This is a genomic window from Vibrio sp. R10-SG-ISO4 (genome assembly GCF_059834135.1).
Genome location: NZ_JCBDHJ010000013.1, coordinates 434,764 through 445,620 on the forward strand (window position 1 = coordinate 434,764; position 10,857 = coordinate 445,620).

Sequence of the window (10,857 nt, forward strand, 5' to 3'; positions counted from 1 at the left end):
GTGATCTTGCTATGTTTTTCTGTGATCTCACTATATATTGCGCGCGAGTGTATTTATGAGACATATTGTTTTGTCACATATCCACACTGAATGAGGGCTAAGTTTGATGGAGAAAAATGATTCGCTGTCTAAATAAAACATGCATATATTGAGCCGGAATTGATAGATTTTATGTGATCATTGCTCGTTTTTTTAGTAAATGATACAATTTCTTTCGGTAAGTTATAATTAGTGTTCAAATTATCAGGAGACGGCTTTGCGCTTTGTGCTGTTGAACCAAAACAAATACTGCGCGAGCTAAAAACTAATTTATGGATAATGAATTTAAAAAATACAGTATCGACACGACGGATTATCAAGTTGGTCAAGACAACGTTCAAAAGTGGGGATTTGATATCCACAACCCCGTTTTTGGTATCAGCGCAGGACTCGTCATCCTCTGTTTGGTCTCTTTGTTGGTGGTTGAACCAGCAACAGCGCGCGACGCACTAAATGGTTTACGTAACGGTATCATTGCCGATTTTGATGTTTTTTTCATGTGGGCGACAAACTTCTTTGTCGTGTTTGCGATAGCGCTCCTCTTCTCGCCCCTAGGTAAAATTCGCATCGGCGGTATCGATGCGAAGAAAGAGTATTCCACCGTCTCTTGGCTTTCTATGCTGTTTGCCGCGGGCATGGGTATCGGCCTGCTTTTTTGGAGTGTAGCTGAGCCGACGGCTTACTTCACGGATTGGTGGGGCATGCCGTTAAACGCTGAACCGTATTCCGATCAGGCGAAGTCCCTGGCGATGGGGGCGACGCTGTTCCACTGGGGTATTCATGGCTGGGCGATTTACGCGATCGTCGCGCTTTCGCTGGCGTTTTTTGCGTATAACAAGGGGCTACCTCTGTCGCTACGCGCAGCGTTTTATCCCATTTTTGGTGACAGAGCGTGGGGTTGGTTAGGTCATGTGGTCGATATTCTTGCGGTGTTGTCGACGCTGTTTGGCTTGGCAACGTCTCTAGGGCTAGGGGCACAGCAGGCGACCAGTGGGATTAACCATGTGTTTGGTCTTGATGGTGGTACCGGCTTACAGATGGCGGTCATCGCTTTCGTAACCTTTATTGCGGTCATTTCTGTCATTCGTGGTATCGATGGCGGCGTGAAAGTGTTGTCAAACGTCAACATGATTGTCGCGTTTGCACTGTTGGTGTTTGTGTTATTCGTCAGTTTTGATATCGCGACCACTTCAATCTGGGACTCCACGGTTGCCTACGTACAAAACATCTTGCCGCTGAGTAACCCTCATGGCCGTGAAGACATCGACTGGATGCATGGTTGGACAGTCTTCTACTGGGCATGGTGGGTATCTTGGTCACCGTTTGTGGGGATGTTTATCGCTCGAGTTTCGAAAGGTCGTACCGTTCGTGAGTTTATTTTTGCCGTGATCGTGATTCCAACTGTGGTGACGCTGATCTGGATGGCGGTGTTCGGTGGTATTGCACTGGATCAAGTGGTCAATAAAGTCGGAGAGCTGGGCACCAATGGCTTAACGGATATTTCACTGACGCTGTTCCATGTCTATGAGCAGCTGCCTTACAGCTCCATTATTTCTGTACTGTCTATTGCCTTAATCTTGGTGTTCTTTGTGACGTCGTCGGACTCGGGCTCTTTGGTGATCGACAGCATTACGGCGGGGGGTAAAATTGATGCACCTGTCCCTCAGCGCATTTTCTGGGCGTTTATTGAGGGTTCGATCGCGGCGGTGATGCTTTGGGTCGGAGGCAAAGAGGCCCTGCAAGCCTTGCAGTCGGGCGTGGTCGCGACCGGTCTTCCTTTCACGCTGGTGCTGCTGGTGATGTGTGTCAGCTTATTGAAAGGCTTGAAGTCTGAGCTGCCCGCTTATCAGTAAGTGATTAAGTGGTAATGAAAGAATGAAAATGAGCACAGCGATGTGCTCATTTTTTTGTAGTGATGCTCACAAATCGAAATTAAGGGGCAGGGCTTGCCTGGCATCGTGTCTACGCTTAAGTAAGAAGACACAACAGCAACGTCAAAAAGGAGACAATGATGGCTACGTTTAAGCAGGACATCCCGCACCGCGTGACGGTTTATCATGATGACCTTGAGCAAGAGAAAGCGCTAAAAGACGCAATGAAGCCAGAAAAGCCACGTTACTTTAACGGCAGTCCTACTTATCAAGCAGACAGCATCGAAGAATTCAAAAGTAAAATCAGTCAGGTGGGGTTGTCGTTAGACAAATAATCACTCACATCGATTAAAGAGGCAGCCTGTTGGCTGCCTCTTCTTTTACCTGTGTTCTATTGTCTGTGGTATGACGCTTTTCTGTTACTGACTCTGGCCCAGCACGTACTCAAGTCCACCTACAATCGCCGCAACTTGAGCTGCATTGCACTCCTCGTCGGTCACGCTTGCGCTGTCTGGATACACTTCAGTTGTGGTGCCGTACAAGCAGGTACTGACACCACCACATAGGCCAAGTTGTTTCATTGGATAGAGAATGACGCCGTGGCTTACGACAGGAGATCCAATGATTTCGCCTTTTTCGTCCGCTGGGGCAATGTGCGTGACTTTGCTCACCGCGTTAATCACCGCGGCTTGAAAGTCTAATTGCGGATTGTCGCTATCGCCAACAGTGTAAAATCCGTCGGGAATCATGCCTTCTATGTACTCAAGGCCATCACGAGCGGCCAGTGCCGGGCGAAACTCACTTTCATCGGTATCGGTGGTTTCATGTAGGTCGATGTGCACCAAAATCTCTTCGTTGATGCTTTCAACTAGCCTCATCAATTGCGCGGATTCTTTGGCAGGGGAGTTGGCGTAAAAAGAGCGATTGGGGTCAATGGCATTGGGGTTCCAGCGATTGATGGTTTCATAGCCCCAAGGGCTGACACACGGCGCGACGATCACATTGAAATATTGGCTGTAATGGGCCATTTTTTCTGCGGCAAACGCCAGCGCACCGTGGACACCACTGGTCTCATAACCGTGCACGCCGCCAGTGATCAACACCACTTTTTTACTTGCGTCCCATTGGCGGGTTTTGATGCAGTAAAGTGCGTAGTGCTGCTCGTCGTAGTCAAGTGAGCCGTATTGTTCAACGTCGAATTGACCACGAAGTGCTTCAATCTTACTCACGACTTGCTGCTGATAATCGCGCTGTTTTGTCACGCTCGCTCGCCAAGCCGCTCGCTCTGTGTCCGTCCATTTCTGCCCGCGTGTTCCGATAGGGTAAGCGTGTGTTTGATTCATTGGTGACCCCTTGTCATTGGTGATGGGCACACAGCATAGTGATAGCTTGCGCAAGAGGCAATCATTGATGGGCGGTTGCTGGAATTTAGTGCGGCTCGTAAATACTGATAGCCGACAATGCACTATAGACACACCAAATCGGAAACCATATCAATTCGAACTATACTCATGGTATATCTGCACCCTTATCCGTCGCTTCTCACGACGATGTGGCTTAGCCAATGAATCAATCAGGCTGACGATTATTGAGCAAGCTTATGTGAGTTGACGCCCATTTACCATCGAACAACACCTCTCTACGCCTCGCACCTACTACGGCAAGAAGCGGATAAAGGGGGAATCGCAAGCGGATCTCGCTTTGGTAAAATGGCAGACAATCGGGTTACCGACGTAGCCGTTTGACAAAAAGGTAAAGGAAATCGTGATGTTAATCTCGAATGCAACCGACGTCATTTTGCATGCTTTCGATTGGCCTTATGAGATGGTCAAAGCGAGAGCAACAGATATTGCTAACGCGGGCTATAAATCCGTGTTGGTGTCGCCACCGATGAAATCGCTTAAACGCGAACAAGGTACTCAGTGGTGGCAGCGCTATCAACCGCAAGATTATCGAGTGATAGATAATCAATTGGGTAATACTGAGCAATTTACTGCGATGATTGCCACGCTGAAAGCGCACAAGGTTGAGGTCTACGCCGACATAGTGTTTAACCATATGGCGAATGAATCCTCGTTACGTGATGATTTACACTACCCCAGTGCTGCGGACATAGCGACCTACCAGCAGGACAAGGCGTATTACGAGCGTCAACGTTTATTTGGTGATTTGAGTGAGCCACTGTTCGATCACGATGATTTTGTCGAAGCGTTCGGCATCTCGGATTGGCAGGACAAGTGGCAAGTGCAAAATGGCCGAATTACTGGCGGGCCAAGCGATCCGGGGCTGCCTACTCTGCGTGATAACGCGCATGTGGTGAGCATGCAGCAGCAATATCTCAAAGCCCTAAAGTCACTAGGGGTCAAAGGGTTTCGCATTGATGCCGCAAAACACATGACGCTGGAGCATCTGCAAAAAGTGTGGACGGATGAGATTTGTCACGACGTGCATATTTTTGGTGAGATCATCACCAGTGGCGGTGCGTCCAAACCTGAGTATGATCTCTTCTTAGAGCCCTTTCTTGCTCAAACCGATCTTGGCGCCTACGACTTTCCCCTGTTTCAAACACTGTTTGACGCGCTACAACCGAAAGGAAGCTTGAAAAGCTTAGTGGATCCTTATTGCTTTGGCCAAGCGCTATCGGAAAGTCGAGCGATCACGTTCGCCATTACCCATGACATTCCCAATAATGATGTCTTTGCGAATTTGGTGATGGATGAGACGTTGGAGTGGTTGGCTTACTGCTACATTTTGGGCCGAGATGGCGGTGTACCGCTGATCTATACTGATCTCGATACCAGTGGCATTCAAGACAGTACGGGGCAGCCTCGCTGGCAATCCGCTTGGAAGGATAAAAAAATGTGCGCCGCCATTGCCTTTCACAATCAAATGCATGGCAAACCGATGCGCATCATTGAAGCCGGTGACGATCTCTTGGTGTTTGCTCGTGGCAATGATGGCCTTGTGGTGGTCAACAAATCGACACGCAGTCAAACCATAGAGCGAAAAGAGGGGACGGCGATGACGGATGTGCTGACAGGAAAGAGAGTATTTGGTACTGAAAATACGCTGACTGTGGCCCCTAAAAGCGCCATGATGTTGGTACGCAAATCCAATGAAGCTCTTTAGGCACGTTGACGCTCCGTAGGTCCAACGATGTTTAGTGGGAGAGTTTGAAATGGACGGGTTGGCTAGGCGTGCATCACCTAGCCAACCAGTGCTCGTTCCAGATTGTCGAACAGGGCGTCGTTGCCATCAAACCATTGTTTGATTACCTGGCTGCGCGCTTGACCTGACAGCATCTGTTTACGCGCTTCACGTACTCTGAGTAAAAGTTGCACTTCACTTGGCAACGGGCTTTGCGCTCGCAGGGTGTTGTCGCTTAACCATTGATTGAGCTGTTTAGTGAATGTGGATTCGCTCAGCTTAGGCGTAATAGAGGGCAATTCATCACGCACGACCGTGAGTAGCGGAAGCTGTTTTTGTCTGTCATCAACCGTGCTTAAGCGATCAAGCAGCGCGGTTAGCAGAGGGGTGGGCTGGATGTAGCCCGCTTGCCTTACGAGTGGCAGTTGGGTTCGTACCGATACCTCGATGCTATCCAGTTGGGTGTTCGGCGTATAGGTGACGGCCGCGAGGGTATCAAATGGTAGCCAAAAGGTATCGCCTGGCTCGACGACATACTCTTTTTTGCCCAAGCGGATAAAGACGAATCCTTGAGTGACGCGCAGCAAACCGTGCTTGATGGTGTGACGACGTGGTGTTGTCGTCAGATACTCGTGGGATTGCGCTTGATAGGAAATGGCGTAATGCATGGAAAAACTCACTCTTTCTGGGGCGACAAGGGTACCGTTTTCTTGTTGAAATGCCAATCTTGGCGCTGACCTACACAATCAAATCACGCTTTTCGGTCTCAAGTGGTGATGGTTTGCGCAAAAACGGACCGACGTTCTGGTCTGACCTTACTAATTGTGCGACAACGATAGCTGCTAAGCGCACTAACTCCGCGTAGAATAAGGCAGCTTTAAATTTGATGTAGTAGACCATGACCACAACCACAGACCCATTTGTAGACATCCGCCCATACAACGACGACGAAATCCCTGCTGCGATTGAACGCTTAATTAATGATGAAGAGTTTATCAGCGCCATCATAAAACATCGCTTCTCACACCGTGGACGCTGGTTTACTGCGCTGATGTCGCCATTGGTGAAAATCGCGCTAAAAATGAAATGGTCCAAGCTCAACTCTGTTGAAGCCATTCAATTGGAAGTGAAATCCTACCTCGAGCGTACGCTTAACACGACAACAGACGGCGTCACCTATAGCGGTTTAGACCAGCTAGATCCTAATCAAGCCTATTTGTTTGTCTCTAACCACCGTGACATTGCTATGGACCCGGCGTTGGTTAACTATGGTTTGCACGTGAATAACCACAAAACTGTGCGCATTGCGATTGGCGACAATTTGTTGAAAAAACCGTGCGCGACGGAGCTGATGAAGCTCAATAAGAGCTTTATTGTTAAACGTTCAGCCAAAGGTCCGCGTGAGATGATGAAAGCGTTGGGCACCTTGTCTGCGTACATAAAACACTCTCTCGACACTGGTCACTCGATTTGGATTGCACAAAAAGAGGGCCGAGCGAAAGATGGGAATGATTTTACGGATCCTGCGATTTTAAAGATGTTTCATGTCGAAGGACGTAAACAGAAAATCGACTTTGCAGATTACATCCGCTCACTTAATATTGTCCCGGTTTCGATCTCTTACGAATATGATCCCTGTGATAGTGCTAAGGCTCTGGAACTGCATCAAAAAGAGACTCAAGGTGTTTATCAAAAAGGTGAGTTTGAAGATATCGAAAGTATCATTCAGGGTATTGTGGGCTACAAAGGCCGCGTCCATGTGGCATTTGGCGACGTAATTCAATCGGGCTGTGATAGTCCTGATGAGTTGGCGAGTACTATCGATGAGCAAATTCACCGTCACTACAAGTTATTCCCAATTAACTTGCTGGCCTCTGGCGATGAAAGTGTCGAAGAAGGGGTTAAGCAGCGCTTAGCTGACAAATTGCAAGCGTTACCAGAGGGCGCGCAGCGCCACCTGATCGCTAGCTATGCCAATCCGGTGAAAAACCAGTAAGCGGTATTCGCGGTTCAATTAATAAGGGCACAGTAGTTTGAATACTGTGCCCTTTTTTCGGTCGGTTAGTGCTCACTCTAGGGAGCGACCGCACCGCCGAGGGTCAGATTGGTCGGCCAACGGCTAATGCGATTTCCACCAAGGAAGATATTGCCATTGACAGTCATGGTGTCTGGAAATGTGGTGATGGCGGAGCCGCCAATATAGAGGTTCCCATCAACGGTCAGTCCTTCCGGCAGTTCGGTCAGTGGTGTGCGCATCACACTCAAATCGCCTTTAACGCGAAACCTAGGTGGCAAGCTTGCTAGAGGTGTGTCAGTAAAATTGAGAAAACCACCCACCTGAATACCGGGAGGCCAACGAGTCACTTGTGACCCGAGGAGGTTGGCATAGCCGCGTATTTTGACCCCAGGGGCGATTTTTTTCAGCCCGCTGTTTGAGGCATCCAAACTGCCTTCAATCTCTATCCCTTTCGGGATTTGTGTCATTTGAGTTTTGGCAATATTGAGATTGCCCTTGATCACAAGGCCATCAGGCAAAGAGGTGTAGGGCTTGTTGCGCAGATCCAAGTTTCCGTAATTATCAAGATGATTCAAAATACGGTAGGTGTCGAGTGGCTCCCCGACAGCGACACAGGAGGCGGCACTGAGCCAAAGCGCAACAAGTTTAACGAGATACTTCATGTACACTCACGATGAACAGACGTGTGTTTAGTATCAGAGAGAGCGGGCTTAGGGTCAATTTTAAGCCAATAAAAAACGGGGATGGACCCCGCTTTTAACACATCAAAACACTCTATACGTTTGATTAGCGCGCGAGTGAACGTGTTTTGAGTTCAAAAATCAGTTTTTCAGCGCTCACTTCAAATTTGAAGTGTGCGGTCAGCTCTTTTGCGTCATCGGCGATAGGAGATACTTGATACTCCACGTTCTCAGATACTTGTTTCGCCAGTTCAAGATATTTGGCCAACTCAGCTTCAAGCAACGTTTTGTTCTCAGCGAAGATGGTCACTTGTGCAACATCGTCTCCTTCTTTGATGATGAAGCCCATTTCGCCTGCACAGCCACACGCTTCGCATACTTGTTCTTGTTCAGTGCTCATAGTCACTATCCTCTTACAAAGTTTGTGGTCATTTTATCGGTTTATTTGAAGTGAATCCACACAAAAACCCATGATGCAGCATGACATACCATTTACTGTGCTACGCTGTAAGATGTCAGTGGGGCGCTTGATTGATTGTGAATGAATCCTATTATCAGTGTGATCTTTGTCAATTAATTGAGAAAATTAATGATAATTACTCACGCCGAATGTGCGCTCTCGGTTGTCAGTCGGGGGGATTTGTAAGATTATCGGCGGTCTTATTATATACAGAAGTAATGATGTCTTTGCATTTCATAAAAATGCCCTATGGCCTTTTATGAAAACTTAGCTTACGCCAGATCGTTAGATTTTGCGTTGCTCTGCATTAGCCACGACACGAAATGCGCTCGCGCGCTTTTCATTGCCAGGGTGTTATGCACCGTAAAGCTAACTCGTAGAGGTGTCATGTTTGATTCACTTTGATTTAGATGGATATACAAAGAGAAGAGCCTAAACATGCCTAAGCGTAGTAAAGAAGATACTGAAATCACCATTCAGAAAATAATGGATGCCGTCGTAGACCAACTGTTACGCCTCGGATATGACAAAATGTCATACACCACATTGAGCCAACAAACCGGCGTGTCGCGAACTGGGATCAGTCATCACTTCCCGAAAAAAACCGATTTTACCGCCGCTTTGGATGGCCGTATTTTCAAAATGTTTGTTGAACACTTGGATTTTGATCACTCATTAAATGAGTTTTCGGCCAGCTGGTTAACGGCGCTAGAAAATCCAGAATTTAAAGCGATTTTACGCCTGCTATTCCACCATGTGGTGACGTCGCACAACGCACCTGAATTTGCGTCAAATGGGATTGAGCGTCTATACAAAACCGTAGAAACTCAGTTTGGTGATGAGAGTGCGAAAGAGCTCGAGTGGTTGATGGGTAAATCCCTTGTCAGCATGACCGCTTAATCATCAAATCGGAAAAATCTTAAACCGCGCCCTGTGAAGACAGGGCGCGGTTTTTCTTTTTTAGTATGTTAAACGCGAAGTGACGCTCGTGTAGAATCGTTTCTACGACTATTATTGTTGCGAGCTAGAAACGGTAGTCTCCGATTAGTTTGATAGCTGCGAAGCATTGATTGACAAACACTCCTCTGATGAGACATAGGAATTCTCTCTATATTAGTGTTTCATAATGCTCGCTTTGCTAACTATCTGTTACACTGAAAGTATTAAACCAATAACTAGCAGTAGGTGCATGAATGTCTTTACCTGTTCTTATTTGTGATGATTCTGCTTTAGCCCGCAAACAAATGGCGCGTTCACTACCTGCTTCGCTGAATGCCGACATCAGTTTTGCGGTTCATGGCCTTGATGCATTAAAACAGCTTGAAGAGAACTCATTCAAACTGATGTTCCTTGATTTGACCATGCCTGAGCTGGACGGGTTTGGCACCTTAGATGAGATCCAGAAACGCAACATAGACATCCCGGTTGTGGTTGTGTCAGGGGACATTCAGCCCAAAGCGAAAGAGCGTGTGATGTCTTTGGGGGCGAAAGCTTTCATCCAAAAACCCATCAATCAAGACGCGTTGAAAGCGGTTCTACGCGATCTGGTGGATCCTCAGGCCAAGCCACAAATCGTGACTCCCGTGTCTCTGGAATTGCCGGTTCTTCGCCGCCGTGACATCTACATGGAAGTGGCGAACGTGTCGATTGGTCGCGCCGCAGATGCGCTTGCGCGCCACTTTGATGTGTTTGTCCATTTGCCTCTGCCGAACGTCAATATTTTTGAAGTGAGCGAGCTGCACATGGCGCTCAGAGACTTGGCGGAAAATGACCAAGTCTCCGGCGTGTGTCAAGGGTTCAGTGGTGAGGGGATTGCGGGAGAAGCGCTGGTCTTACTCAGTGATTCCAGTGTTTCCGATTTGAAAAAACTGATGAAAGTGCCCGCGGACAGTGAGGAGTTGGAAGAACTCGAACTCCTAATGGACGTCTCTAACATTCTCGTTGGATCGTTTTTAAATGGTTTAGGCCAACAAGCTGAAGTCCGCTTTTTCCAAAGCTCTCCGGTGTTGCTCGGGCAGCATATTTCGATTGACTCCGTGATCGAGTCAACGACGGGCTCTTTTAGCAAAACCATGACCTTTGAGGTGAGTTATAACATCGACGGTACATCGATTCGTTGTGATTTACTGTTTATGTTTGTCGATGAATCTCTGCCACTACTCGACAATAAGTTGGCGTACTTGATGGAGGACTTTTGATGTTGAATCTTCCTGCTGAATTTGAGCAATTCCACTGGATGGTGGATATGGTACAAAACGTCGATTTGGGCTTAATCGTCATCGACCGTGAGCATAAGGTCCAAGTGTGGAATGGCTTTATGACCCATCACAGCGGCGTGCAATCTCATGATGCGATCGGCAAGTCTTTGTTTGAGCTGTTCCCAGAGATCCCTCAAGACTGGTTTAAACTCAAAACCAAGCCGGTCTACGACTTAGGCTGTCGCAGCTTTATTACGTGGCAGCAACGTCCTTATTTATTTAAGTGTCGAAACGTGCGTCCAGTGACGCAACAAGCCGATTTCATGTATCAGAATATCACCCTAAACCCAATGCGCACGCCAACCGGTGAGATTCGCTCGCTGTTTCTCTCGATTCAAGACGCCACGGCGGAAGCCCTTGTCTCAAAAAAGTGATCGATAAGGTC

11 protein-coding genes are annotated in these 10,857 nt (G+C 47.7%); 7 read left to right on the forward strand and 4 right to left on the reverse strand.

Annotation, left to right across the window (positions count from 1 at the left end; all coding sequences use genetic code 11):
• Window positions 1-311 precede the first annotated feature (311 nt).
• Both AC6R03_RS08550 and AC6R03_RS08555 read left to right on the forward strand, forming a co-directional pair.
• Complete coding sequence (locus AC6R03_RS08550) at window positions 312-1,892, forward strand: BCCT family transporter (RefSeq protein ID WP_500632035.1); 1,581 nt, start codon at window positions 312-314, stop codon at window positions 1,890-1,892.
• Between the two features lie 158 nt (window positions 1,893-2,050).
• Window positions 2,051-2,245 carry a hypothetical protein gene (locus tag AC6R03_RS08555; RefSeq protein ID WP_500632057.1) on the forward strand — a complete coding sequence of 65 codons (195 nt, stop codon included), beginning with the start codon at window positions 2,051-2,053 and terminating at the stop codon, window positions 2,243-2,245.
• An 84-nt stretch (window positions 2,246-2,329) separates the two neighbouring features.
• On the opposite strand, the gene AC6R03_RS08560 is transcribed toward AC6R03_RS08555, so the two are convergent.
• Complete coding sequence (locus tag AC6R03_RS08560) at window positions 2,330-3,253, reverse strand: M14 family metallopeptidase (RefSeq protein WP_500632034.1); 924 nt, start codon at window positions 3,251-3,253, stop codon at window positions 2,330-2,332.
• 424 nt (window positions 3,254-3,677) lie between these two features.
• Here AC6R03_RS08560 and AC6R03_RS08565 point away from each other — a divergent pair, with 424 nt between their 5' ends.
• Window positions 3,678-5,039, forward strand: coding sequence for an alpha-amylase family glycosyl hydrolase (locus AC6R03_RS08565; RefSeq protein WP_500632033.1), 1,362 nt, complete (start codon window positions 3,678-3,680; stop codon window positions 5,037-5,039).
• A gap of 77 nt (window positions 5,040-5,116) precedes the next feature.
• Here the strand turns inward: AC6R03_RS08565 and AC6R03_RS08570 are convergent, their stop codons facing one another.
• Complete coding sequence (locus AC6R03_RS08570) at window positions 5,117-5,725, reverse strand: AraC family transcriptional regulator (protein ID WP_500632032.1); 609 nt, start codon at window positions 5,723-5,725, stop codon at window positions 5,117-5,119.
• A 230-nt stretch (window positions 5,726-5,955) separates the two neighbouring features.
• Here AC6R03_RS08570 and AC6R03_RS08575 point away from each other — a divergent pair, with 230 nt between their 5' ends.
• Window positions 5,956-7,053, forward strand: a complete 1,098-nt coding sequence (locus AC6R03_RS08575; RefSeq protein WP_500632031.1) for a 1-acyl-sn-glycerol-3-phosphate acyltransferase — start codon at window positions 5,956-5,958, stop codon at window positions 7,051-7,053.
• A gap of 77 nt (window positions 7,054-7,130) precedes the next feature.
• Here AC6R03_RS08575 and AC6R03_RS08580 read toward each other — a convergent pair whose 3' ends face one another.
• Window positions 7,131-7,736 (reverse strand): hypothetical protein, encoded by a 606-nt coding sequence (locus AC6R03_RS08580; RefSeq protein WP_334551597.1) that lies wholly within the window; start codon window positions 7,734-7,736, stop codon window positions 7,131-7,133.
• A 124-nt stretch (window positions 7,737-7,860) separates the two neighbouring features.
• A complete protein-coding gene (locus AC6R03_RS08585; RefSeq protein ID WP_487901602.1) occupies window positions 7,861-8,154 on the reverse strand; it encodes a YfcZ/YiiS family protein in 294 nt (97 codons plus the stop codon).
• A 498-nt stretch (window positions 8,155-8,652) separates the two neighbouring features.
• Between AC6R03_RS08585 and AC6R03_RS08590 the strand changes: the two genes are divergently transcribed.
• From AC6R03_RS08590 to AC6R03_RS08600, 3 genes are all read left to right on the forward strand, one after another.
• Complete coding sequence (locus AC6R03_RS08590; protein WP_334551601.1) at window positions 8,653-9,114, forward strand: TetR/AcrR family transcriptional regulator; 462 nt, start codon at window positions 8,653-8,655, stop codon at window positions 9,112-9,114.
• A gap of 293 nt (window positions 9,115-9,407) precedes the next feature.
• A complete protein-coding gene (locus AC6R03_RS08595) occupies window positions 9,408-10,412 on the forward strand; it encodes a response regulator (RefSeq protein ID WP_500632030.1) in 1,005 nt (334 codons plus the stop codon).
• A complete protein-coding gene (locus tag AC6R03_RS08600) occupies window positions 10,412-10,846 on the forward strand; it encodes a PAS domain-containing protein (RefSeq protein ID WP_334551613.1) in 435 nt (144 codons plus the stop codon). The genes AC6R03_RS08595 and AC6R03_RS08600 overlap by 1 nt, the downstream gene beginning before the upstream one ends.
• Window positions 10,847-10,857 lie beyond the last annotated feature (11 nt).